The organism is Metapseudomonas boanensis (assembly GCF_042232855.1).
GTDB classification, from domain to species: domain Bacteria; phylum Pseudomonadota; class Gammaproteobacteria; order Pseudomonadales; family Pseudomonadaceae; genus Metapseudomonas; species Metapseudomonas boanensis.
In genome coordinates this window covers 3824846-3849526 of record NZ_CP113889.1, presented here as the reverse complement: position 1 = coordinate 3849526, position 24681 = coordinate 3824846, and the positions used below count along the sequence as shown (strand labels likewise).

The following is a 24681-nucleotide window of genomic DNA, read 5'->3' as shown; positions in this document are numbered from 1 at the left end:
CATGAACAGCTCGACCTCGCCCCACCGCGCCCGCATCCGTCGCGGATTCCGCCCCACGGCCCTGGCCCTGGGCGTCGCCCTGGGCGCCGCCAGCCCGTTGTCCCAGGCCGCCACCTGGCAGCTGAACGACGACTGGAGCCTGACCAGCAACACCACCCTGTCCCTTGGCACCAGCTGGGCACTGCAGAACGCAGACAAAGACCTGTTGAACAAGGCGGACGCCTCCAGCATCGGCAAGGTAGGTACCGGCACCAACTACAACGGTGACGACGGCAAGCTCAATTTCGAAAGGGGCGACACCATCTCGACCCTGTTCAAAGGCCTGACCGATTTTGATCTGAACGATGGTTCACAAGGCGCCTTCATCCGCTTCAAGTACTGGTACGACGACGCAATGGAGACAGGCAACGGCGACTTCCGAAAGTTCGACGACTCGGGCTGGCAGGACCTGGCCAAATTCAAGGGCTTCGAGGTCCTGGACGCCTATGTCTGGAAGGACTTCGAGCTGGCCGAGCGCCCCGTCAGCGTGAAGTTCGGCAAGCATGTGCTGAGCTGGGGCGAGGCACTGTTCCTGCAAAACGGTGTCAACGCGATCAACCCGCTGGACGTCTCCGCCTTCAACCGCCCCGGTACGGAACTGAAGGAAGGGCTACTGCCGGCGGAGATGATTTCCTTCAACTTCGACCTGACGGATGCCGTCAGCGTTGAAGGTTTCTGGCAGTACAACTTCCGTCCTTCGGTTCTCGAGGGTTGCGGCACGTTCTTCAGCACCAACGACTCGCTCCAGGAAGGCTGCAAGTTCAACAAGCTGATCGCTGGCGGCATCTCCACCACCGATGCCTCCAGCGTCGAAAACGTCCTCGACGTTCCGGCAGCGCTGCGGCCGGCTGCTGAACGCTATCTCCAACGCACGGCCACCGACTGGCCCAGCGATACCGGCCAGTACGGCCTGGCCACGCACTACCTGATCGAATCGCTCAATAACGCGGACCTCGGACTTTACTACCTCAACTATCACAGTCGTACGCCGTTTCTTTCCGGCGTGATCGCCCGTCAGGCACCTAACGCCGGCGGCAATCCGGGAGCCAACCTCAATACTGGCGATTACCTGACCGCCTACCCCGAGAACATCCGCCTGTACGGCGCCAGCATCAGCGGGGTAGTGGGCAGTACCGCCGTTTTCGGCGAACTGAGCTATCGCCCCAACATGCCGCTGGGCTACAACCCGGGGGATCTCATCAACCTGCTCGCTGGCCAGTCCAATACCTGGATCATGCCAATGACTCCCGCTGAGCTGGCCGCCGCCCGGGGCAGCCGAGTGGATGGCTACACCCGCAAGGAGGTGTGGCAGTTCAGCCTCGGCGCCACCAACACCCGGTCCAACGTGCTCGGTGCCCAGCGCCTGGCATGGGCCGCGGAACTGGGCGCCAACTGGATCGGCGGCCTGGAACCGCAAGATGAACGCCTTGGTCGCGCAGGCGCTTTCGGTCGCACACCGACCTCCGATGGCACACCTTGCTCGACGCCTTCAGCGCGGAACACCGCTGGCCTGACCGATGAAGAGCTGGCCGCCGCGACCCACTGCAACACTCACGGCGTGATGACTCCATTCTCCTGGGGCTATCGCCTACGCATGGCCTTGAACTACGAGGATCTGCTGCCTGCCACGGTGGTGACCCCCTCCATCAACTGGCGTCACGACGTCGAGGGCTACGGCCCTAACTTCCAGGAAGGCCAGCAGGCCGTTGGCCTCGCCCTGACCTTCGACTACCGCAACGATTACTCGCTCGAACTGGCCTACAACAGTTTCTTCGGTTCGAACGAGTTTTCCCTCATCGATGACCGCGACTACGCCTCGGTCACCCTCAAAGCGAGCTTCTGACCATGACCTCTGCCCTGAAGACCCTTCCCCTCGCCCTCACCCTGCTGACCGCCTGCTCCCTGGCCCTGGCTAAAAGCAACGACCCCTCCCGGTTCGATACCGAGCTCACCCCGGTGGGCGCCGAGCGCGCCGCCAATGTTGATGGCAGTATCCCGAGCTGGGAGGGTGGCATGCGATCCGGCGCTGCGGCGGTCAGCGCCAACGGCAACTACACCGACCCATTCGCCAGCGAGAAGCCACTGTACGTGATCACCAAGTCCAACCTCGCCCAGTACAAGGATCAGCTCAGCCCTGGCCAGCAGGCGATGTTTGCCCGCTACCCCGAGTACCAGATGTCCGTGTACCCGAGCCATCGCAGCGCCGCCCTGCCAAAGGCCTACCTGGACGAAAGCCGGGCCAACCTGACCAAGGTCACTTTGACGGACAACGGATATAGCTTGGCCGGCTACAACTTCGGGGTGCCATTTCCCCAGCCAACAGAAGCCCTGGAGGTGATATGGAATCACCTCACCCGTTATCGTGGCGGCTCGATCCGCCGCCAGTTCGCCTCGGCGACCGTGCAGGAAAAAGGTGACTACACCCTGGTGAACTCCGATGGCCTGACGGCCTTCCGCGAGCGAGTCAGCGACCTTGGCACGGAAGAGAACGTCCTGTTCTTCAACCGGGTCAGGACCACCGCTCCGTCGCGCTACGCAGGCGAGGTGACCCTGGTGCATGAGCCGATCAACCAAGTGTCGGGACCCCGTTCGGCCTGGCAGTACAATCCTGGGCAGCGGCGTGTGCGACGGGCACCGACCGTCGCCTATGACAGCAGTGCACGCTACAGCTTCGGCCAGGTAGTGGCCGACAGTGTCGACGGCTATAACGGCGCGCCCGATCGCTACGACTGGAAACTGCAGGGCAAGCGGGAAATGCTGGTCGCGTACAACGCCTACCGCATGGCCAGCAAGCAGACCAAGTACAGCGACCTGCTCAAGCCCGGCTACCTAAACCCCGAACACGCCCGTTATGAGAAGCACCGCGTCTGGGTGGTGGAAGCCACCCTTAAACCAGGTAGCCGTCACGTCTATGGCAAGCGCCGCTTCTATATTGACGAGGACACCTGGCAGATCATGGCTGCGGACATCTACGACAACCGCGGCGAACTGTGGCGCAACTACGAATCCCACCTGGCCATGCTGCACGACATCCAGTTGCCGCTGACTGTCGCCGAGGCTACCTATGACCTGATTTCCGGGCGCTATGCGGTGAACTACCTGAGCAACGAAGTCACCAGCAAGGCGCAGTTCGGCGAGATGGTGTCCAAGGCCGAGTTCACCCCGGCGCAGCTCAAACGCCTCGGCAAGTAATGCCTCCCAATTCGCGCAGGCCATCCACCATAAGTGCCTGCGCGAATGCCATTCAGCTTGCCGAAAAAAACGCATATCGAACTTTGTAGCCAGCACAAGACTTTACCCGACACATCCATCTAATAACGATATGGCCTGCATCGAACAGTTGTATTAGTTGCGGCCAATGGTCTCTGGATAGGATCGAAGTCCTGTCTCCCCCCATGAGAAAAACAACGTGAACCTTGGGAAAATTATCAGTAGAAGTGCACTTTACTGGCCCGATAAAGAAGCTGTTATCGACTCCAGAACACGTCTGACATTTGCCGAACTTGAACTTCGCACTAATAAACTCGCGTCTGCCATGGACGCACTCGGGATCGCGCGTGGTGAACATGTCGCCATTCTGGCGATGAACCGCGTGGAACTTGTGGAAGCGGAAATCGCCTTATACAAGTGCGCCATGGTGAAAGTGCCGGTAAACGCCCGCCTGTCGGTCGATGAGGTGATCCAGGTGTTGGAAGACTCGCGCAGCGTTGCCGTCATCACCGACGGGCGCTTCGCCGAAGCACTCGCCAGCCACCGCGCCGACCTGCCACAACTGCGCTGGATCATCTCCCTCGACGCCGGGGCCGGTGACATCACCTATCCCGCCCTGCTTGAGCGGGGCAGCGCGACCCACTCGTGCTGCGACCCTGCCGACGACGATCTGGCCGTGCTGCACTACACCTCCGGCAGCTCCGGTGTACTGAAGGCGGCCATGCTCAGCTTTGGCAACCGCAAGGCGTTGATCCGCAAGAGCATCGCCAGCCCGACCCGCCGCGCCGCGCCTGGTGACGTGATGGCCCATGTTGGCCCCATCACCCATGCCAGCGGCATGCAGATCATGCCGCTTCTGGCGGTGGGCGCCTGCAACCTGCTGCTGGAGCGCTACGACGACCGCCTGCTGCTGGAGACCATCGAGCGCGAGCGGGTCACCCGCCTGTTCCTGGTACCGGCCATGATCAACCGTTTGGTGAACTTCCCGGAGGTGGAACGCTTCGACCTGTCGAGCCTTCGCCTGGTTATGTACGGCGCGGCACCGATGGCACCGGCCCTGGTCAAACGCGCCATCGGGGTATTCGGGCCGATCCTGGCCCAGGGCTACGGCGCTGGCGAGACCTGCTCGCTGGTCACCGTGCTCACCGAGCAAGACCACCTAGTGGAAGACGGCGACTACCGGCGCCTGGCCTCCTGCGGACGCTGCTACTTCGAGACCGACCTGCGGGTGGTCAACGAGGTGTTCGAGGACGTTCGCCCCGGCGAAATCGGCGAGATCGTCGTCAAAGGCCCGGACATCATGCAGGGCTACTGGCAGGCGCCAGAGTTGACCGCTGAGGTGATGCGCGACGGCTACTACCTCACCGGCGACTTGGCCACCGTGGATGAGCATGGCTACGTGTTCATTGTCGACCGCAAGAAGGAAATGATCATTTCTGGCGGCTTCAACATCTATCCCACCGAAGTGGAGCAGGTGCTCTACAGCCTGCCGCAGGTTTTCGAGGCCGCGGTTGTCGGCGTGCCTGACGAACAGTGGGGCGAAGCGGTGCGCGCCGTGGTGGTGCTCAAGCCGGGCGAGACCCTTAGTGCCGAGGCCATCATCGAGCATTGCGGCCGTACCCTGGCCGGCTTCAAGAAGCCGCGCACGGTGGACTTCGTCAAGGAGTTACCGAAGAACCCGAACGGCAAGGTAGTACGTCGCCTGATCCGCGAGGCGTACTGGCAGAACAGCGAGCGTCGGATCTGAGCACGGGAGAGTCCAACATGTACCAACCAAGCAACAAGGCCCAGGCGATCATCGAGGCCATAGACGGTTTCATCCGCGACGAGATCCTGCCCCTTGAACGCCGTGACGGCCTGTCCTGGGGGGAGCCCCATCCCCGACCGCTGCTGCGGGAAGTCTGGAAGCGCTCCTGCGAACTGGGCTTCTACAACATCATGCTTCCCGAAACCCTGGGCGGCGCCGGGCTGAGCAGCGCCGACCTCTGCGCAGTGAAGGAGGCCACCGTTCTCACCGGCTCGATGCTGGCCCCGCACGTACTGGGAGAACTGTCCGGCCCGCCACGCATCGGCCATCTGTTCAAAGTGGCGAGCGCCTACCAGATCGAATCCTTCCTGCAGCCGGTGTGCCGCGCCGAGCAGACGGTCTGCTTCGCCCTCACTGAAGCAGAAGCAGGCTCGGACGCCTCGGCCATCCAGACCCAGGCCCGCCGCGAGGGTGATCACTACGTTCTCAGCGGCGGCAAACGCTACATCTCCGGTGCGCCCTATGCCGACATCGCGGTACTGCTCGCCGTGACCGGACCGGGACGCGGTGCCCAGGGCATCTCAGCATTCTTCGTCGACCTCAAGGCACCTGGCGTGCGCGTGGAGACCGACTACGCGGTGATGTCCGGGGGCGGCAGCCACGGCGACATCTTTCTGGACGAGGTACGAGTGCCGGTAGAGAACCGCATCGGCGACGAAGGCGCGGGCTTCAAGCTGGCCATGGGCCGTATTACCCTCAATCGTCTACTGCACTGCCCCACCCTGCTGGGCATGGCCGGCCTAGCACTGAACCTGACCGTCGACCACGCCCGCACCCGCAAGCAGTTCGGCCAACCCATCGCGATGTTCCAGGCGGTGAACCACATGATCGCCGACATGGCCACCGAGCTGTACGCCGCACGCAGCATGATGTTCGCCACGGCGCAGTCGAACGATGCCGGCGGTGACATCAAGGTTCAGGCGCCCATGTGCAAGCTGTTCGCCTCGGAAACCGCCTTCCGCATTGCCGACAAGGCGGTGCAGATCCACGGCGGCGCCGGGCTGATAAAGGGACATCCGGTCGAATGGATCTTCCGCGCGACCCGTATGATGCGCATCCTCACGGGTACCAGCGAGATCCAGCGCAACACCATCGCCAAGAGCGTGCTGATGCCCAGCTAGGGCGAGTGCGCAAGCCCGTCTTCCACGCGGGACGGGCTTTTTTCGATAAAAACAAGATCAGAGATGAACCCCATGACTCGCGACGACGCTGCCTTCCGCCCAGCCACGGCCTGGATGATCGCCATCCTGCTGGCCTTCATGATGCTGGTGAACTTCCTGGACAAGGTCGTGATCGGCCTGGTCGCCGTTCCCATGACCCAGGAACTGGGCCTGACCCCGACCGAGTTCGGCCTGATCGGCGGCGCCCTGCACTGGCTGTTCTCCATTTCCGCCGTGGTCGGCGGCTTCCTCGCCAATCGGCGCCCGACCCGAACCCTGCTGCTGGGCATGGGCCTGTTCTGGGCACTGATCCAATTACCGATGCTATTCGTCAGCTCGCTGTGGATGATTGTTGCCTGCCGGGTGCTGTTGGGCATCGGCGAGGGTCCGGCCTCACCGGTGGCGACCCATGCGCTGTACAAATGGTTTCCCAACGACCGCCGCAACCTGCCAGTGGCCCTGCTCCACTCCGGCAGCGCCATGGGATTGCTGGTTGCTGGCGCGATGATCCCGTTGATCAGCCTGAACTACGGCTGGCGCACAAACTTCGCCGTGCTTGCCGCCATCGGCCTGGTCTGGTGTGCGCTTTGGCTACTGCTGGGTCGCGAAGGTACCCTCGATAACCTGCGTGCCGGGCAGGTGAAACTGGACTCCCACCGGGTGCCCTACCGTCGACTGCTCACCGATGGCAGTGTGCTGGGCAACTATATCTGCCACTTCGCCGCCAACTGGTCCCTGGCCCTGACCCTGACCTGGGTGCCCAGCTACTTGGAAACCGGCCTGGGCATCGACCCGATCAATACCGGTCGAATGTTCGTGCTGTTCGTAGTGGTAACCACCCCGCTCAGCCTGTTCATGGCCTGGCTGTCCCAGCGCCTGCTGAGCCGAGGTGTTCCTTCGCGGTTGTCGCGGGGCGTGTTCGTTTCCCTGTGCCTGATCGCTGGCGGGCTGCTCTCCGCGTCGTTGATCCTGCCGGATATCTCGGTAGTCGCACGCATCACCTGCCTGACCCTGAGCGGTGGCCTGGCCCTGGTGATGTACTCGGTGGGACCGGCCATGCTCGCGGAATTCACCCCCAGCGGCCAGCGCGGTGGCATCCTCGCCATCGGCAATGCTATCGCCTCTCTGGCCGGCCTGTCCGCACCGGTGGTCACGGGCCTGCTGGTGCATGGAGCCGGCGCCGACCATCCTGACGGCTACGCCCAGGGCTTCCTGGTGTGCGGCGCGGTAATGGTGGTGGCGGGCTTGATCGGCCTGCGCCTCCTCAACCCGGAACGCTCCCGCGAGCGCCTGCGTCAGGGCGCCTCGCTGTCGGCGTGCTCCCAGGCCTGAGGCGTCTCCTCGAAACTGCGCTCAATCAGGCTGCCGCGCCAGCGGCCAGCCTGAACCGCCTCTACCAGCAGCACACGCACCAAGTCACGCATGCAGGACGCGGCGAATGACAGCGGTTTGTGCACCGAATGGGCGATGGACACAGTACGGGTGATCTTCGGCTCGACGATTAGCCGCGCTGCCGTTGGCTCCAGCAGTTCCTCCAACGGCGGCCAGTTGCTGATGGTGGTAGCCAACCCGCTGCGCACCAGACTGGCAATGCCGGGGGCGGACTGCTGCTCATAGACCGAGTTCAGCGTGACGCCGGCCTCCATGGCCGCCTGCTCGATGCGCCGGCGCAAGTGCAGCGAGCGCGGCGGCATCACCAGCCGCGTGGCAGCCGCCTCGGCCAGGGTGATGGTGATGGCATCGCTCGGTGCATCCGGTTGCCCTACCCAGTAGAGTTCCTCAATCAGGATCGGCTCGGCGGCCACGTTCTCCAGTTCCTCGGCATTGGGAACAACACCGAAATCCACCTTGCCTAGCTCGATCGCCTGCCCGCCCTCGCGTGTCAGGCCGTCGCACACCGTGAGAGCGATGCCAGGAAACTTCTCCGCTGCCCTGGAGATGATGGCCGGCAGCAGCAGCGCCGAAGCGGTGGCGGGAATCGAAATGGCTACGTGGCCACGGGGATCGCCGCGGGTGGACTTGAGCTCGTCCTTCACCGAATCCAGCTTCTGCACCACGGAGCGGGCCACCTCGTAGAGCCGCCGCCCGGCATCGGTCAGGGCGATGCCGTCGTGCTGGCGCTCCAGCAGTTGCATGTCCAGTTCGCTTTCCAGCAAACCGATCTGCCGACTCAGGGCCGGCTGGGCGATATACGCCCGGCGCGCGGCTGCGGAGAAACTGCCGGCTTCGGCAATGGCGATCAGATAACGGAGCTGCTTGAGGGTCATGGCGTATCTCTGGCTATGCCGAAGCGTTATGGCAACTATCTAAAGACGCTATTTGTGAGGTCTCCGGCCGATGCCTAGTATCGCTGAAAACACGTCCGAAGGGAGCAACATAACCTCACGACGACATTGCCGAACACTCTTCCACGCAATCAGATGGCTCTTCAAACTTCAAGTTTCGTCTACTCGCTAAATTAGAGACTTCAAACTTAAACGTCGGGAAATTAATTACCCGAAGAAAGGCACTTAATTTCCTCCCAATACAACTTCTCACTCTGCAATAAGGAAAATAAAGAGGACAAGAGTGATGACCTCGATGCTGCGCGGCAGCTTCTGCCAACCGCTCCTCTTGCTGATCCTGAGTTGCCTGGTCGGAACCGCCTCGGCCGTGGGCTTCCAGCTCGGCGAAACCGGAGGTCAACTGAGCGTGGCGCCGCTTCCTGGGCCCAGAGTTTTTGGCACCGACCACGATTCGGAACTGATGCCCAGACCCACCGCTATAGCGGCCGTTGAAGCCATGGACGCGACCTACGACCTGAACACAGGCCGTCACACCGCCGCAGGCCTCACAAATGAACAGAGCCAGCCGCTCAACTTCAATTGCTGATTCAGTGCCTCCGACTACTTGCCGCGCGCCCTGCGCAGCAAGGTCCTGCGCTGGCCCCACCCCACGCCGCTGGCCCCTCCCGGGCCGGCGGCAGCTTTGCATTCAGGGTATTGCATGAGCACTCCAGATCACCGCAACCTGCCACGCAAAACGCTCTCTCTGTCGCTATTGGGCGGCGAGGAGCCGGACCCTCGTTTCACACTGGCCAACGAGCGCACCTTCCTGGCCTGGATCCGAACCGCGCTGGCATTGCTTGGCGGCGGCATCGCCGTCGAGACGTTCGCCAGCCAGGCCTTCGAGCCGCTACTGCGGCTGATCATCACCTTGAGCCTGCTGTCACTGAGCATCCTGGTCAGCGTCGGCGCCTGCCTGCGCTGGCTGTCGGTGGAGCGCGCCCTTCGTCACCGCCATGCATTGCCGCTGCCAGGTCTGGTGCCGCTGCTGGCGCTCGGCTGCTGCATGGCTGCGCTGATCATGATCGGCCTGTTCTGGCCGCGCTGGGGCGGCTGAAGTGTCGACCGACAACGGCCTGCAGGCCGAACGCACCGAACTGGCCTGGCGCCGGACCCAGGTATCGCTACTGGTGATCGCCTGCTTGGCCCTGCGCGGGCATGCACCGTGGGTTGTACTGATTGCGCTGAGTACGGCCGGCATCCTGGGGGGGCGCCAGGGGCGACGCTATCAGCGCAGCCTGGCAATGCTGCGCGACGAGCGCGGCCGGGCGAGTCCGGGGAAGGTTGTCTTCACCGGCTTGGCGCTGGTGACCATGGCGCTGCTCGCAATGCTCAACGCCGTGCGCGACACCACCGAAGACGCTGGCGCAAAGCTTATGCCGGCACCGTTCAGCACGGCACAGGGTCCGACATTTCCTTCTCACCCCTGGAGCACGCCTCACCTAACTATTCGATCGATCTGAAACAGACAGGGACTGCACAACAGCCTGGAACTCATAGCCGAGAAAACCACAATGACAACACAGATTCAGCTATCCACCAGCAGGACAATCCGCGCGCGCCCGCTAGCGCCCAACTCGCTCCCGGTAGCAGTGGCAGGCTCCGTCAACCAGGCGCCAAGGGAGGGCAGCACATGGCACTGAGCAGGAAAATGCTCTGGAGGCTGGGCCTCGGTGCTACGACCCTGGTCGCCGTCGGCCTGACGGCCTCCGCGTTCAGCGTGGTGAACCAGGCCCGGGAAACGGCCCAAGCCTACCTATTCGGCTACCCGCTGGTACTCATGGAGTTGACCAAGCAGCATCAGGAACTGCTCGGCACAACGGCCATCAACGGCTTTCGTCATAGCCTTCGCTTTCCCGACGCCAGCTTCAACAGCGTGGTATCGCCCAACGTCGACACACTGTACAGCATCACCCACTTTGATCTGCGCCAGGAGCCAGTGGTGATGAGCATCCCCGATACCAACGGCCACTACTACATGATGCCGATCATGGACGCCTGGTCGAACGTGGTGACCAGCCCCGGCACCCGGACCATTGGCACCGAGCCCAAGACCTTCCTCGTGGCAGGACCGACCTGGAATGGCACGGCTCCGGCTGGAATGGACGTAATCCGGATACCCACCCAGATGGCCTGGATGATCGGCCGAATAAAGAGCAGCGGCCCCGAGGACTACGCCGAAATTCACCAGTTGCAGCAGCGTTTCCAAATCATGCCGCTGAGCGCCTGGCAAGGCCATCCCGTGGCCGCAACGTTAGCCGATATGGCAGAGCTGCCGCCGCTAGACCGGAGCAAGGCGCCGGACCGACAGCTGGCCAACTGGAACCAGGACCAGTTTTTCACCGCCCTCTGCCAACTGCTGCACCACAACCCACCACGCACGGAAGACGCGCCCATGCTGGCGCGCCTCCAGGCCATCGGCCTGATCAACGACGACTGCGACGTCAACCAGTCGACGCTGCAGCGCCTCGGCTCGCGAATCGGCTATCGCAAGGTGGTCGGGCTGCTGAACGACAGCCAGCAATTGCTGGAGCAACGAGACACCTACAACGGTTGGCGCATTGGCTACGACCTGGGCGAGTATGGCGTCCGCTACCAGCAACGCGCCTTGGTCGCGAAACTCGGCTTCGGCGCCAACACTCCGGATGACGCCCTCTACCCCAACCTGCACAAGGATCCGCAGGGCCGGCCACTGAGCGGCGACCAGCGCTATGTCCTGCACTTCAGCAGAGACCAACTGCCGCCTACCCGCGCTTTCTGGTCGCTGACCCTGTACAACGCCCAGCAGTTGCTCTCGGCCAACCCGCTGGACCGATACGCACTGGGTGACCGTGATGATCTGCGCTACAACGACGACGGCTCGCTGGATCTTTTCATTCAACACGAACCACCAGCCGAAGTGGCCCAGCACAGCAACTGGCTGCCCGCCCCAGAAGGCCCGTTCAACCTGTTCCTGCGCCTCTACTGGCCCAAGCCCGAGGTGCTCGAAAAGCGTTGGTTGCCGCCGGTGATCCAGGTCACCCAGTGACCGCCGGGGCAGATTCCTGCCCCGAATCGGGGTCCCGCGCGACGTGCCTCGTTCGGGGCCTCACCCACCAGATTCAGGGGGTGACCAGATTGAACTGCCCGTTAGGCTCATCCAGCCCACCCAGCAGTTCGAGCAGCTTCAGACGCCCACCCTCGATAGTGATGCCACCAATGGTCGACTCCTTGAGGAAGCCGGTTTCCTTGAGGGCGATGCGGTCCAGCAGCGCCTTGGTCATGGTTACGCTGATCTCCGGCGCGGCATGCCGGGCGCCATTGCGGTGTGTCAGCACGCCATTGCGCAGGGTCAGGGCGTAGTCCTCATTGATGTCAGTGAAACGCCAGTTTATCCGCAGGTCTTCGTCGGCCGCCTTCATCGCGTCTATGCGTACGGCCAGGTAGTCAAAGAACATCGACGGTGTCAGCGCCCGGACCAGGTCCGGCGCACCATTGCCGCCCTTGGCCAGGGCCACGCCCTGGCGCAGTTCCTGGGCGCCACTCAGATAGGCGTTACGCCAGGTCGCGTTCTCGCTCTGGTAGCCCAGCTGCTCCAGCGCGTCGGCCTGAAGGTCCCGGGCCTCGGCATTGTCAGGCTGGGCGAAGACCAAGTGATTGGTGAGCTGGGCCACCCAGCGATAGTCGCCCGCGGCGAACGCCTTCCGCGCGTTGGCAAGGATCTGGTCGGCACCGCCCATCACTTCGACGTAGCGCTTGCCGGCATCTTCCGGGGGCAAGGGATTCAGGTTGGCCGGATTGCCGTCGTAGAAGCCCATGTAGCGCTGGTAGACCGCACGCACGTTGTGACTCAGGGAGCCGTAATAGTCGCGGCTATACCACTTGCCCGCCAGCCGGGGCGGCAGCGAATCGAGGCGTTGGGCGATTTCGGTCGGGGTCAGGCCCTGATTGATCAGGCGCAGCGTCTGGCTGTCGATGAAAGCGTACATGTCGCGCTGGTCGGCCAGGTATTCCCGGATTTCCTGCTGGCCCCAGGTAGGCCAATGATGCTGGGCGAACAGCACCTCGGCCTTGTCGCCATAACGCACCAGCGCCTCGTCCAGATACTGCGCCCAGATCTTCGGATCACGCACCAGGGCGCCGCGCAGGGTCAGCACGTTGTGCTGCACACGGGTGGCGTTCTCCGCCATGCACAGGGTCTTGAAACGCGGGAAATAGAGGTTCATCTCTGCAGGCGCCTCGGTACCAGGGGTGAGCTGAAACTCGATCTCGACGCCGTCGATGGTGCGTGTCTCCAGTTGCTGGGCAATCTCCACGGTAGGCGCTATCAAGCTCACCGTACCGCCAGTCGGCACGCCCTTGCCCAGGCCCGCGTCTACCTGGCCGCGTTCGCCACGGGACAGCAGCGAGCCATACATGTATTGCGCCCGGCGCTTCATGGCCGGGCCTGCCAGCACGTTCTCGCTGACCGCATGCTCGAAGAAGCCACTTGGCGCAATGACCTGCACCTTGCCTGCTTTGACATCCACCTCGTCTACCACGCCACGCACGCCGCCGAAGTGGTCGATGTGGGAATGGGTGTAGATCACCGCCACCACGGGCCGACGTGGCCGATGCTTGAAATAGAGCTCCAGGCCCGCCCGGGCGGTTTCCACCGTGAGCAACGGATCCATGACGATCAGCCCCTTCTCGCCCTCGATCAGGGTCATGTTGGCAAGATCGAGGCCGCGCACCTGATAGACACCCTCGGTGACCTGGAACAGCCCGGCCATGTTATTCAGCTGGGCGATACGCCAGAGGCTCGGGTTCACCGTCGCCGGGGCTTCGCGACCATCGAGAAAGGCGTAGGTGCCGCGATCCCACACGGCCTGCCCTTTGCCGTTGTCCACCACGCCATCGAAGCGCTCCAGCAAGCCACGCTGTGCGGCCTCGAAGTCAGCTCGATCGGCGAAGGGTAAGCGCTGCAACCATTGCAGGTTGGAAGCGCGGGTCATTTCGGTTGCGTCCTTAGCGGAGGGTGCAGCGGAAGCGGTAATGGACTGGGCCAGCAACGTGAGCGCCAGCAAGACCCGGGCAGGGCGTCGGACAAGCATGGGGAACATCCTTCTTTTTATTGGAGACCGAGGCGCGCCGCCGACCACGTGCGCCAGTGAACCGATGCACTTTATTGGGCCTTAACCGCACGCGACCAATATCAGAGAGGCATGTCCGGCATAACGCCCTGCTATGGGCAAAAGTTCCGCTCTTAGGTTTTGTACGAAAATCTATGGTCACCCCCGTTTCTGCAATGCTGATCAGCGATGAGTGTTTGGCTTGCCTAAATCTATCCGGCGTCAGTGTGGGGCCTGCCCCGTGCCACGATGAGAGTCGCACCTAGCGATCCTTAAAAGCACGGCGGCTTCGAAAGCCTCCTTTCGTACCAGGTTGTTCGCTAGGCCGGTGGGCCGTTCACGTCATCAATTGTTCAACATCGCAAACCTGAAAGGGTGTTCGTGGTCCTGCTGTAGGCGCGGGGTCAGGCTCCGGAAGTGCTTGGCTCTGCGTCAAATCTCGAGCGGTTGGCGGCTATCGCCCAGGCAACGCGAGCAACCTTGTTGGCCAAGGCGCAGACCACCACATTCGAGTGGTGTCGTTCGCGTAACGAGCGCACCCAGTCGGCCAAGGCGCCCTGCTGGAACTCCAGGCGCTGGAGGTAGACCCTGGCGCATTGCACCAGCAGGCGGCGCAAGTACTTGTCGCCGCGCTTGCTGATGCCCAGCTTGTTGGCTCGGCCTCCCGTGCTGTACTGGCGAGGAACCAGTCCCACCGAAGCCGCGAAATCACGACTGCCGCCATACTGTTTACCATTGCCCATCTCGGCCGACAGCAAGCTGACCGTGATCGGACCCACACACGGTATGGTCAACAGGAGAGTTCCGAGGTCGTCTTCGGCAAGCTGGCTGGCCATTTCCTTGTCCAACTCCCTGATCTGTTCATCCAGGTAGCAGAAGTGCTGGTGTAGACGTGTTAGCAGCATGATCAACCGAGGCGGCAGCTCATGCTCGGCCAGTGTGTTCGGCAAACACCTGACCAACGACAGCCCTTTCGGCAGGCTGATACTGAACTCCAACAGGAAGCCTGTGGACCTGGTTGGCGGTTTTGGTGCGATCGCGCACCAGAGAGTCACGGATTCGATGCAGCACAGACAGGGTTTGCTGCGCCTCGGTCTTGGGCGTCGCGAAGCGCATTGCCGGTCGCGAAGCCGCTTCGCAGATCGCCTCGGCATCAACGAAGTCGTTCTTGTTAGCCTTGACGAAGGGCCGCACGAACTGCGGTGAGATCAGCTTCGCCTCATGCCCGATCGCTATCAGTTGGCGGGCCACGAAATGCGATCCGGCACAAGCCTCCATCGCCACGGTGCAGCTTGGCAGGTTGCCCAAGAATCGCATCATCTGTGGACGCGTCGCCTTCTTGCGGAAAACCTCTCGCCCAGACTTGTGCTGCCCATGCAGATGGAAGTTGTGCTTGCCGAGATCGATGCCTACCAGTGCGACTGCGCTCATGATGATGGTCTCCGTGAATGCCCCCAGCCAGAGCCTAACCCCTGGCAGGGTGTGGGGGTGACCATCCCATTAGTACTGCCGTAGGCAGCGCAGCGTGCAAGCCAGTGTGGCCATCGCGGCAAAACTTCTGGCCAACTTGTCGTAGCGGGTGCCACGATCGAGTTCCTGAACAGAAGTCAGGACTAGATGCTTGTCTCGCAGACCGCACTCCTCCAGCAACAACTCGGCAACCACCCCCGTAAAGATGGACTCAAAAATGGACTTAAAAGTCCTGGCTGGGGGAAGATTCCAGTAGATATTGCCGGAACGAAAAAAGGGCCTTACGGCCCTTTTTCAATGACTTACAGAGTTCGGTGGACATCTGTAGATCATAATTTGGAGCGGGAAACGAGACTCGAACTCGCGACCCCGACCTTGGCAAGGTCGTGCTCTACCAACTGAGCTATTCCCGCGTGCAACTTTGAAACTGGCGTCCCCTAGGGGACTCGAACCCCTGTTACCGCCGTGAAAGGGCGGTGTCCTAGGCCACTAGACGAAGGGGACAAACAAGGCTCAACAAGCATTGCTTGCAAATCTGGAGCGGGAAACGAGACTCGAACTCGCGACCCCGACCTTGGCAAGGTCGTGCTCTACCAACTGAGCTATTCCCGCGTGCAACTTTGAAACTGGCGTCCCCTAGGGGACTCGAACCCCTGTTACCGCCGTGAAAGGGCGGTGTCCTAGGCCACTAGACGAAGGGGACAAACAAGGCTCAACAAGCATTGCTTGAAAATCTGGAGCGGGAAACGAGACTCGAACTCGCGACCCCGACCTTGGCAAGGTCGTGCTCTACCAACTGAGCTATTCCCGCATGCAACTTTGAAACTGGCGTCCCCTAGGGGACTCGAACCCCTGTTACCGCCGTGAAAGGGCGGTGTCCTAGGCCACTAGACGAAGGGGACGCGGCCCGGAACTTACAACAGCTTTCAGCTTTTTCCGGCTTCTCCACTTTACCCATCGGGCATCGCGTCGAAGTGGCGCGCATTCTAGGGAGCCTTTCAACACCCGTCAACCCTCCTTGAAATACTTTTTAAAATCAACGACTTCTGCTCAATTTTTGAACCACCTCTATGAGCATGGCAACCAAGCCTCTACACTCCGGCGCAATTCCTATAAGTGCGCGGGAGCCTTTCAGATGTCGCCACTCGTGATCACCCTGTTGATCGTCGTCGGTATCGTGATTCTGATCGTCATTGGCTACATCAATCACATGGTGGAAAACACCAAGCTGGAAAAAGCCCGCAAGAAAGCCGATCTGACCGACCGGATCCGCCGCTGCGGCGATCTCTCCGAAACGATGCCTGGGCAAATGGTCTCCCCTGCCCTGAAACTCCTCCTGACCCGACTGCAGCTTCAACTGGGCGAAAGCCTGCAGCAGCTGGACAAGCAGGATGCCCGCCTGAAGGCCAGGCTCGAGGAGCTCCGCGTACTGGCCAACCTGGGCGAAGCCATCCCCGTCACCAACGCGCCACAAAAGATCCTCAGCGAAGCCAAGGCAAAGGAAGTCCGCTTTCAGCTCGAAGGGTTACATGGCCAGATCGGTCGCGCTGCCCAGGATGGACTGTTGGCGGCTAACGACGCCAAGAACTGGGTCAAGGAAATTCGCGACCTGCTGGTCCAACTGCATGTTGAGTTCTTCACCAACCTCGGCCTGCAAGCGGTGCAGGAGGAACAGCCTCGACAAGCGCGGCTGGCGTTCGAGCGAGGCGTGCAGTACCTGCAAAAGCAACCCGACCCGGCACGCTACCAGAACCAGAAGCAACAACTGCAGGCCCACCTCGCCCGCGCCAACGCATTGGTTCTAGAGACAGCACAACCGCAAATCAACGAACCGAGCGAGCTGACCGAGGGTCTGAAGTCAATGGATGACGATGATCTTTGGAAAAAGAAGAACATCTACGACTGACCTTCACGCTGATCCAATCAGACAAGGACACCCTTGATGAGTCTTACCCTCTACGGCGCCCCACTCTCCCCATTTGTCCGCAAAGTACGCCTTTATCTGCTGGAGAAAGGCCTGGATTACCAACTGGAGATCGTCTCGCCTTTTGCGCAACCAGCGTGGTACCGCGAGTTGAGCCCTCTGGGCAGGGTACCCGCGCTGCGCGACGGCGATTTCAGCCTCGCCGACTCCAGCGTGATCTGCCAGTACCTGGAGGACAAGCACAGTGAACTCGCACCGCTCTATGGACGCGATACCAACGAGCGCGCCCAGGTGCGCTGGCTGGAAAAGTACGCGGACTACGAACTGGCACCGCTAAGCACCTTCACGGTGTTTCGTAATCGCGCGCTCAAGCCCACCATGGGCCAGCCCTGCGACGAAGCGGCTGTGCAGGCAGCACTGACTGACAAGCTACCGCAGCACTTCAACTACCTGGAAAAGACCCTGGGCGGTGCGGAGTTCTTCGTGGGCGAGCGCCTGACCATGGCCGACATCGCCTTTGCCAGCCAGTTGATCAACATGGAGCATGGCTGTGAACAACTGGACGCCGAGCGCTGGCCCAGGCTGGCTGCCCATTACGGACGGATGAAGGCACGTGAATCCGTGCAAGCGGTGCTCCCCGGCGAACAGAAGATACTGGCCAAGCTCAGTGGCAGAGCCTGAAATCTACCGCAACTGCGAATGCCGACCGTAAGGTGCGCCATGCGCACCAACTCAGGCATTTCAACCGGGGGAGGAAGCGATCGATGCCAGACTGGTGCGCAGCGTGCCCTTCCACACGGCACTCATTCGAGCGGTAGCCCGGACTGAGTCCGGGCTACTTGTCACTCAAAGACCACTGCAGTCCGTCAGACGCAGGAAAATTACCGCTAATTGCTCGATCCCAAGCTGGTCCTCTGCGCTGAAACGCGACAATTCCGGACTATCCAGGTCCAGCACGCCGATCAATCGCCCGTCCTTCACCAGCGGCACCACCAATTCGCTATTGGAGGCACTGTCGCAGGCAATATGCCCTGGAAACGCATGCACATCGTCGACACGCTGGGTCTGCCGCGTGCTGGCCGCTGCGCCGCAGACGCCCTTGCTGAAGGGAATGCGCACGCAGGCGACCTTGCCCTGGAATGGCCCCAGCACCAACTGTTCGTTGCGATTCAGATAGAAGCCGGCCCAGTTCAAATCGGGCAGCTCGCTGTAGAGGAAAGCCGCGAACTGGGCGCTGTTGGCAATGAAATCACGCTCATCCGCCAGCAGCGATTCCAATTGGGCCGCCAGCAGCGCGTAGCCGGCAAGCCCGCTACCGGCCTGCTGAAGATCGATCATTTACCTTGCTCCAGGAGCGCCAGCCCGACCCACTGACGGGAGAATTGATAGGCACAACGGCCATTGCGATTGCCCCGTCCCAGGGCCCAGCGAATCGCCAGTTTCTCCAGATCCTCGCTCCATTCCCATTCCAGCCCCGCCGACTTGGCGAGCACGCCGACCCAGTGGCGCACCACGGCCAGGAAATGCTCCTGCGTGAAGGGATAGAACGACAGCCAGAGACCGAAACGATCCGACAGGGCGATCTTGTCCTCGACCGCCTCGTTGGGGTGCAGTTCGCCATCGACCATCTGCCAATGCTCGTTGTCACTCTGTTTCTCCGGCACCAGGTGGCGGCGGTTGGAGGTGGCATAGAGCAGGACATTGTCCGGCGCACGCTCGAGGGAGCCGTCCAGCACGCTCTTGAGCACCCGGTAGTCACCCTCGCCCGCCTCGAACGAGAGGTCATCGCAGAACAGCACGAAGCGCTGGGCAACCCCGGCGATCTGCTCGACCACCCGCGGCAAGTCCGCCAGGTGGTCACGCTCGATCTCAATCAGCCGCAGCCCTGCCCCCGCGTGCTCCGCCAACAAGGCGCGCACCAGGGACGATTTACCGGTACCACGGGCACCCCAGAGCAGCGCGTGGTTGGCAGGCAACCCATCGACGAACTGGCGCGTGTTGCGAGCGAGCTGCTCACGCTGGTTATCGACACCAATCAGGTCGCTCAGATCCAGGTCCAGACTCACCTGCAGCGGCTGTAGGTAACCGCCGCGACCTTCACGGTGCCAACGCGCCGCCAGGCATTGCTGCCAGTCGATATCAGGCCGGGTTGCCGGCAGCAGGGGTTCCAGGCGCGCGAGAACAGCATCGGCGCGCTCGAGAAAGGCATTCAAACGGGAATCCACGGTCAACTCCTTGGCTCAGCCGCAGTCACCAGGCACTGCGGGAAGACCGGATAGGCTATGCTTGGCAAGCTCACGGAACAAGGCCACCCCCCGCCCCCATGGACATTCCGCTGACTCAACGCCTGTCGTTCAAGCAGGCCAGCCTCACGGTGCTGGTGGCGTTCATCCTCGGAACGGTCCTCAGCATCATCCAGGTCGCGAACGACTACATCAACGAAGATGCCTCGATCGACCGCGAGATCCAGGCGCTGCTGCAGATCAGCCACAGCCCCGCGGCCCGCATCGCCTACAACATCGACGCCGAACTGGCCCAGGAGCTGGTCACCGGCCTGCTGCGCTCACCTGCTGTCATTCGCGCCGAGATCATTGACAACAACGGCGCAGTGCTGGCGAGCGTCAACCGGGCGCGCACGGAAAGCGACTTTCGAATGCTCAGCGACTTTCTCTTCGGCGAGCGCCGCGACTTCGAAGATCCGCTTTATATCGTCCACGCACCCAATGAAGTGCTTGGCGTCCTGCGCCTGGAGGTCGATACCTATGCCTTCGGCAGTGATTTCCTTCGACGCGCCATGCTTACGCTGCTCAGCGGCTTCGTGCGCAGCCTGTTGCTGTCGTTGATCCTGCTGGTGTTGTTCTACAGCATGCTGACCAAGCCGCTGGTGGGATTGATCCGCTCACTCAGTGAAGGCAGCCCCGGCAGGGAACCGGATGCCAAGTTGCCCTGCCCTCCCGGTCATGAACAGGACGAAATCGGCGTATTGGTGGAGGTCACCAATCGCCACCTGGCCAACCTGGCGACCGAAATGCAGCAACGTCGCGTAGCCGACCAACGCTTGAACCAGTACCTCAGCGAACTGGAAGACATCGTGTCGGCCCGCACCGCCGAGCTGAAAGCCGCCAATAGCCGGCTCAGCCGCTACAACCAGGAACTGGAAGCCGCTCGCAGTTCCGCACTGGAGATGGCCAAGGCACGCGCGGCGTTCCTTGCCAATATGAGCCATGAGATCCGCACGCCGCTCAACGGCCTGCTCGGGATGCTTGACCTGGCTCTGGATGCGCCGTTGGGCAGCGAACAGCGCCGTCAGCTTCAGATCGCCCGCGACTCGGGAACCGTGCTGGTGGAGTTGCTCAACGATATTCTCGACCTGTCCAAGTTCGAGGCCGGCCAGTTGGAACTGGAGCGGATTCCGTTCGACCTCGGCACGCTGGCCGAAGACACCGCCAACCTGCTTTCCCAGAATGCCGCCCCAGGTGTCGAACTCACCTGCATCATCGCCCCCAGCCTTCCTGCGCTGGTCACCGGAGATCCGACCCGGGTGCGGCAGGTGATCAGCAACCTGCTGTCCAACGCGCTCAAGTTCACCCGGCATGGTCGCGTCGATTTGCGCGTCGCCCCTTGCGAAGGAGGTGTTCTCATCAGCGTACGAGACACGGGGATCGGCATTTCCAGCGAGTCATTGCCGAAGCTGTTCCAGCCGTTCTCACAAGCCACCGCAGGCATTACTCGCCAGTTCGGCGGCACCGGCCTTGGCCTGGCGCTGACCCGCCACCTTTGCGAAGCGATGCAGGGCCAGCTCGAGGTCAGGTCACAAGAGGGGCTGGGCAGCCTGTTCAGCGCCGAGCTGCCGCTGGTCGAGCAGGCACCCGCGGAACACAACGCTCCCTTGATGGGCCGGGTAGCAGCATTCTGCAGTGCAGGCGGCGGCTTGGGAGAACTGCTGCAGACCTGGCTACCGGTCTGGAATCTTGACTACGAGCGAAAAGATCCCGAAGCAGACCCCGCTGGACTGGAAGCGGACCTATTGATCAGCGACCACCCCGAACGCCTGGAGAGCCTGCGCAAAGCCTCAGGCGCACCAATCCTCCTGGTTACCGGCTATGCCAGCTTCCTGTCTGCAGCCCAGATCAACGCACTGGCCCCCTTGCAGCAACTTGCCCGCCCGCTGGCCCGAACACCCCTCTACCAGGCCCTGCAACGGGTACTCCTGAAACAGCCAGAAGAACAACCGACGCAGACCATCGAGGCTCCCCTGCCCAGAAGGCACAATGCAAAGGTGCTGCTGGTAGAGGACAACGCCGTGAATCAGTTGGTGGCCAAGGGCATGCTGGCCAAGCTCGGTTGTGAGGTGTTGCTTGCCGGTCACGGCGGCGAAGCGCTCAGCCGACTGGAACAGCACGCCGTCGACCTGGTGTTGATGGACTGCAACATGCCCGTGATGGACGGCTACGAGGCAACCCGAAGGATTCGACAGAGTGGACGCTGGCCAGACCTGCCGGTGATCGCCTTGACCGCCAACGCCCTGCCTGACGAGCGCGAACGCTGTCACGCCGCAGGCATGAACGATTACCTGGCCAAACCATTCCGGCGCGAAGAACTGGAGACGCTGCTCGATACGTGGCTGCCCGCTACTCAGGCTGCGCCGTGAGCTGTCCCAGAAGCTGATCGAGCGCCCCTCGGAGAGCGCCCATCTCACTGAGGTCAAAGCCACTCTTGCAAATCAGCTCGGCGCGCAGAGGCATCACCTGGCCGCGTAGCTCCACCCCTTGCGGTGTCAGGGCCAAGTGGACCTCTCGCTCGTCGTGCGCAGCGCGTCGACGCTGCACCAAGCCGAGCTGGTCGAGCCGCTTGAGCAAGGGCGTCAGGGTCCCGGAGTCCAGCATCAATCGCTCGCCCAGCGCTTTCACCGTTGGTAGTTCAGGCGGCTTCGCCTGCCACTCCCACAGCACCAGCATGACCAGGTACTGCGGATAGGTCAGACCCAGCTTCTCCAGCAGCGGGCGATAACCACGGATGATCGTGCGGGAAGCAGCGTAGAGCTTGAAGCAGAGCTGGTTGTCCAGCAGCAGTTCTGGATTCATGGAGCCTGACGCGTTCATTTCAACAGGGCTTCGATCTCCGCGCCCAGATCCTCCGGCTTGGTGGTCGGCGCGAAACGTTTGATCAGCTTGCCGTCCTGACTGATCAGGAACTTGGTGAAGTTCCATTTGATGCCCTGGCTGCCTAACAGACCTGGTGCGCGCTTCTTCAGCTGCACATAGAGAGGATGGGCGCCGGAACCGTTGACCTCGATCTTCTTGAACAGCGGAAAGCTGACGCCGAAGTTCAACTCGCAGAATTCACTGATCGCCCCCTCGTCGCCCGGCTCCTGCTTACCGAACTGATTGCAGGGAAAACCCAGCACCACCAGCCCCTTGTCCTTGTACCGCTGCCAGAGGTTCTCCAGCCCTTGATACTGCGGGGTAAAGCCACACTTGCTGGCGGTATTGACCACCAGAAGCGCCTTGCCGCCGAAATCAGAGAGGGTTTTCTGCTCGCCTTTGATGGTCGTGACCGGGATATCGAAGAGGGCGGTGCTCATGATGGAAACCTGCTGAAAAGTAAGTGGCCCCATCAAAATAGCGAGCAATTAAATTGTGCGCAATTTATTTCCATATACAGAGAGTCCGCATCCGACTCAAGGCCAACTCCAAGTCAGGTACAGCTGCCGAGCGGAAATCATTGTTGTAGGAGCGAGCTTGCTCGCGAAAGCCCACTCCCCATTCGCACTCACGCTCGCTCCTACAAGGGACGCAACCCATGACTCAATTGGGGGACAACCAATCTCAGCGTGGCTCGAGCTTCAGCGACAACGAGTTGATGCAGTATCGCAAGCCGGTGGGACGCGGGCCGTCGGGGAAAACATGCCCCAGGTGCGCATCGCAACGGGCGCAACGGACTTCGATGCGATGCATGCCATGGCTATTGTCCTCTTGTTCAGCGATGGCCTCCTTGCTGACCGGCTGGAAGTAGCTCGGCCAGCCACTGCCGGAGTCGTACTTGGCATCGGAGTCGAACAGCGCCGTGCCGCAACAGGCGCAACGGTAGATTCCAGGGGTCTTGGTGGCATAGTACTCGCCGGTAAAGGCACGCTCGGTGCCTCCCAGGCGACAGACGTGGAACTGGGCTTCGGAAAGCTCTTCGCGCCAGCTTTCCAGGGGTTTGTCTAGCTTGTCCATGGCAGTCCTCGGCAGTGGAAAAAAGCCTGGCCCGGCCTTTTCGGGTCATCGGGCCGCACGTATCATGCGCGCTTCATAAGACGCCAGTCTGGCAGCCGTGTTACACCCTGCCAAGGCGCACAGATACCAGCCAGTCGCCGCCCGCTGCGGCGCTTTCCACCTCGGGACATCCAGCATCATGCAGGTCAGCAAATCGAACAAGCTCGCCAACGTCTGCTATGACATCCGCGGCCCGGTGCTCAAGCACGCCAAGCGCCTGGAAGAGGAAGGCCATCGCATCCTCAAGCTGAACATCGGCAACCCGGCGCCGTTCGGTTTCGAAGCTCCGGAAGAAATCCTCCAGGACGTGATCCGCAACCTCCCGACCGCGCAGGGTTACAGCGACTCCAAGGGTCTGTTCAGCGCCCGCAAGGCTGTCATGCAGTACTACCAGCAGAAGCAGGTGGAAGGCATCGGCATCGAAGACATCTACCTCGGCAACGGCGTGTCCGAACTGATCGTGATGTGCATGCAGGCGCTGCTCAACAATGGTGACGAAGTGCTGATCCCGGCGCCGGACTACCCACTCTGGACAGCCTCGGTCAGCCTAGCCGGCGGCAAGCCCGTGCATTACCAGTGCGACGAGCAGGCCAACTGGTGGCCGGACCTCGAGGACATCAAGGCCAAGATCACCCCGAACACCAAGGCCATGGTGATCATCAACCCGAACAACCCAACCGGCGCCGTGTACTCCAAGGAAGTGCTGGAAGGCATGGTCGAGCTGGCCCGCCAACACAATCTGGTGCTCTTCTCCGACGAGATCTACGACAAGATCCTCTATGATGGCGCCATCCACATCTCCACAGCCTCGCTGGCACCGGACGTGCTGTGCCTGACCTTCAACGGCTTGTCCAAGTCCTACCGCGTGGCAGGTTTCCGCTCCGGTTGGGTGGCCATCTCCGGCCCGAAGCAGAAGGCCCAGAGCTACATCGAAGGCATCGACATCCTGGCCAACATGCGCCTATGTGCCAATGTGCCGAGCCAGCACGCCATCCAGACCGCCCTCGGCGGCTATCAGAGCATCAATGACCTGGTGCTGCCCAACGGCCGCCTGCTGGAGCAGCGCAACCGCACCTGGGAACTGCTCAACGACATCCCCGGCGTCAGCTGCGTCAAACCCATGGGCGCGCTCTACGCCTTCCCGAAGATTGACCCCAAGGTCTGCCCGATCCATAACGACGAGAAGTTCGTCCTCGACCTGCTGCTCTCCGAGAAGCTGCTGATCGTCCAGGGAACCGCCTTCAACTGGCCGTGGCCGGACCATTTCCGCGTGGTCACCCTGCCCCGCGTCGACGACCTGGAGCAAGCCATCGGGCGCATCGGCAGCTTCCTCAAGTCCTATCACCAGTAAAGGCTGCGCCGCCGTGGCCCAACCACGGCGGCGCAGCCAGCGCTTG

Annotated in this window: 20 protein-coding genes, 6 tRNA genes and 1 pseudogene; 13 read left to right on the top strand and 14 right to left on the bottom strand. The window is 61.8% G+C overall.

The features are described 5' to 3' along the window. Nucleotide 1: 1 nt before the first annotated feature. The 5 genes from OXH74_RS18005 (at nucleotide 2) to OXH74_RS17985 (ending at nucleotide 7548) form a co-directional block, all read left to right on the top strand. Entirely contained in the window at nucleotides 2–1882 is a 1881-nt protein-coding gene (locus tag OXH74_RS18005) for a DUF1302 domain-containing protein (RefSeq protein ID WP_375738184.1), read from the top strand. A 2-nt stretch (nucleotides 1883–1884) separates the two neighbouring features. Next, on the top strand, nucleotides 1885–3231 hold the full coding sequence (locus OXH74_RS18000) for a DUF1329 domain-containing protein (protein WP_375738183.1): 1347 nt from the start codon (nucleotides 1885–1887) through the stop codon (nucleotides 3229–3231). A 217-nt stretch (nucleotides 3232–3448) separates the two neighbouring features. Continuing rightward, entirely contained in the window at nucleotides 3449–4996 is a 1548-nt protein-coding gene (locus tag OXH74_RS17995) for an AMP-binding protein (RefSeq protein ID WP_375738182.1), read from the top strand. A 17-nt stretch (nucleotides 4997–5013) separates the two neighbouring features. Beyond that, on the top strand, nucleotides 5014–6177 hold the full coding sequence (locus OXH74_RS17990) for an acyl-CoA dehydrogenase family protein (protein ID WP_375738181.1): 1164 nt from the start codon (nucleotides 5014–5016) through the stop codon (nucleotides 6175–6177). A gap of 114 nt (nucleotides 6178–6291) precedes the next feature. Further along, a complete protein-coding gene (locus tag OXH74_RS17985) occupies nucleotides 6292–7548 on the top strand; it encodes an MFS transporter (RefSeq protein WP_375741642.1) in 1257 nt (418 codons plus the stop codon). Here the strand turns inward: OXH74_RS17985 and OXH74_RS17980 are convergent. Beyond that, on the bottom strand, nucleotides 7512–8483 hold the full coding sequence (locus OXH74_RS17980; RefSeq protein ID WP_375738180.1) for a LysR family transcriptional regulator: 972 nt from the start codon (nucleotides 8481–8483) through the stop codon (nucleotides 7512–7514). The genes OXH74_RS17985 and OXH74_RS17980 overlap by 37 nt on opposite strands. 304 nt (nucleotides 8484–8787) lie before the next feature. Between OXH74_RS17980 and OXH74_RS17975 the strand changes: the two genes are divergently transcribed. From OXH74_RS17975 to OXH74_RS17960, 4 genes are all read left to right on the top strand, one after another. Beyond that, complete coding sequence (locus tag OXH74_RS17975) at nucleotides 8788–9087, top strand: hypothetical protein (RefSeq protein WP_375738179.1); 300 nt, start codon at nucleotides 8788–8790, stop codon at nucleotides 9085–9087. Between the two features lie 114 nt (nucleotides 9088–9201). Then, nucleotides 9202–9597 (top strand): YidH family protein, encoded by a 396-nt coding sequence (locus OXH74_RS17970; RefSeq protein WP_215369604.1) that lies wholly within the window; start codon nucleotides 9202–9204, stop codon nucleotides 9595–9597. 1 nt (nucleotide 9598) lies between these two features. Then, nucleotides 9599–10003 carry a DUF202 domain-containing protein gene (locus OXH74_RS17965; protein WP_375738178.1) on the top strand — a complete coding sequence of 135 codons (405 nt, stop codon included), beginning with the start codon at nucleotides 9599–9601 and terminating at the stop codon, nucleotides 10001–10003. Between the two features lie 170 nt (nucleotides 10004–10173). Beyond that, nucleotides 10174–11568 carry a DUF1254 domain-containing protein gene (locus tag OXH74_RS17960; RefSeq protein WP_375738177.1) on the top strand — a complete coding sequence of 465 codons (1395 nt, stop codon included), beginning with the start codon at nucleotides 10174–10176 and terminating at the stop codon, nucleotides 11566–11568. Nucleotides 11569–11641: 73 nt separating this feature from the next. Here the strand turns inward: OXH74_RS17960 and OXH74_RS17955 are convergent, their stop codons facing one another. The 8 genes and pseudogenes from OXH74_RS17955 to OXH74_RS17920 all read right to left on the bottom strand — a co-directional run bounded on the left by OXH74_RS17955 (nucleotide 11642) and on the right by OXH74_RS17920 (nucleotide 16002). Next, entirely contained in the window at nucleotides 11642–13612 is a 1971-nt protein-coding gene (locus tag OXH74_RS17955) for an alkyl/aryl-sulfatase (protein WP_375738176.1), read from the bottom strand. Between the two features lie 422 nt (nucleotides 13613–14034). After that, nucleotides 14035–15061: pseudogene (locus OXH74_RS17950) on the bottom strand (IS110 family transposase). A 376-nt stretch (nucleotides 15062–15437) separates the two neighbouring features. Then, nucleotides 15438–15513, bottom strand: a tRNA-Gly gene (locus tag OXH74_RS17945). A gap of 15 nt (nucleotides 15514–15528) precedes the next feature. Beyond that, nucleotides 15529–15604 (bottom strand) — tRNA-Glu (locus OXH74_RS17940). 32 nt (nucleotides 15605–15636) lie between these two features. After that, nucleotides 15637–15712: transfer RNA gene (locus tag OXH74_RS17935), tRNA-Gly, on the bottom strand. Between the two features lie 15 nt (nucleotides 15713–15727). Further along, nucleotides 15728–15803, bottom strand: a tRNA-Glu gene (locus OXH74_RS17930). A 32-nt stretch (nucleotides 15804–15835) separates the two neighbouring features. Then, a tRNA-Gly gene (locus tag OXH74_RS17925) sits at nucleotides 15836–15911 on the bottom strand. A 15-nt stretch (nucleotides 15912–15926) separates the two neighbouring features. Continuing rightward, nucleotides 15927–16002 (bottom strand) — tRNA-Glu (locus tag OXH74_RS17920). Between the two features lie 233 nt (nucleotides 16003–16235). On the opposite strand from OXH74_RS17920, the gene OXH74_RS17915 reads away from it, so the two are divergent. Together OXH74_RS17915 and OXH74_RS17910 are read left to right on the top strand one after the other, a co-directional pair. After that, nucleotides 16236–17006, top strand: coding sequence for a hypothetical protein (locus tag OXH74_RS17915; protein WP_375738175.1), 771 nt, complete (start codon nucleotides 16236–16238; stop codon nucleotides 17004–17006). Nucleotides 17007–17042: 36 nt separating this feature from the next. Continuing rightward, on the top strand, nucleotides 17043–17705 hold the full coding sequence (locus tag OXH74_RS17910) for a glutathione S-transferase family protein (RefSeq protein ID WP_375738174.1): 663 nt from the start codon (nucleotides 17043–17045) through the stop codon (nucleotides 17703–17705). Nucleotides 17706–17870: 165 nt separating this feature from the next. Here OXH74_RS17910 and OXH74_RS17905 read toward each other — a convergent pair whose 3' ends face one another. Together OXH74_RS17905 and OXH74_RS17900 are read right to left on the bottom strand one after the other, a co-directional pair. Next, complete coding sequence (locus tag OXH74_RS17905) at nucleotides 17871–18362, bottom strand: GAF domain-containing protein (RefSeq protein ID WP_375738173.1); 492 nt, start codon at nucleotides 18360–18362, stop codon at nucleotides 17871–17873. Beyond that, a complete protein-coding gene (locus tag OXH74_RS17900; protein WP_375738172.1) occupies nucleotides 18359–19249 on the bottom strand; it encodes an ATP-binding protein in 891 nt (296 codons plus the stop codon). Before OXH74_RS17900 ends, OXH74_RS17905 begins: the two co-directional genes overlap by 4 nt. 98 nt (nucleotides 19250–19347) lie before the next feature. On the opposite strand from OXH74_RS17900, the gene OXH74_RS17895 reads away from it, so the two are divergent. Then, nucleotides 19348–21675 (top strand): ATP-binding protein, encoded by a 2328-nt coding sequence (locus OXH74_RS17895; RefSeq protein WP_375738171.1) that lies wholly within the window; start codon nucleotides 19348–19350, stop codon nucleotides 21673–21675. Here OXH74_RS17895 and OXH74_RS17890 read toward each other — a convergent pair. The 3 genes from OXH74_RS17890 to msrB form a co-directional block, all read right to left on the bottom strand. Next, nucleotides 21656–22126 (bottom strand): MarR family winged helix-turn-helix transcriptional regulator, encoded by a 471-nt coding sequence (locus tag OXH74_RS17890; RefSeq protein ID WP_375738170.1) that lies wholly within the window; start codon nucleotides 22124–22126, stop codon nucleotides 21656–21658. The two genes, OXH74_RS17895 and OXH74_RS17890, sit on opposite strands and share 20 nt — an antisense overlap. Beyond that, a complete protein-coding gene (locus tag OXH74_RS17885) occupies nucleotides 22123–22608 on the bottom strand; it encodes a glutathione peroxidase (RefSeq protein WP_215369581.1) in 486 nt (161 codons plus the stop codon). The genes OXH74_RS17890 and OXH74_RS17885 overlap by 4 nt, the downstream gene beginning before the upstream one ends. A 244-nt stretch (nucleotides 22609–22852) precedes the next feature. Then, nucleotides 22853–23245 (bottom strand): peptide-methionine (R)-S-oxide reductase MsrB, encoded by a 393-nt coding sequence (msrB, locus tag OXH74_RS17880; protein ID WP_375738169.1) that lies wholly within the window; start codon nucleotides 23243–23245, stop codon nucleotides 22853–22855. Between the two features lie 178 nt (nucleotides 23246–23423). On the opposite strand from msrB, the gene OXH74_RS17875 reads away from it, so the two are divergent. Continuing rightward, on the top strand, nucleotides 23424–24635 hold the full coding sequence (locus OXH74_RS17875) for a pyridoxal phosphate-dependent aminotransferase (protein ID WP_375738168.1): 1212 nt from the start codon (nucleotides 23424–23426) through the stop codon (nucleotides 24633–24635). The last annotated feature ends 46 nt before the right edge of the window (nucleotides 24636–24681 follow it).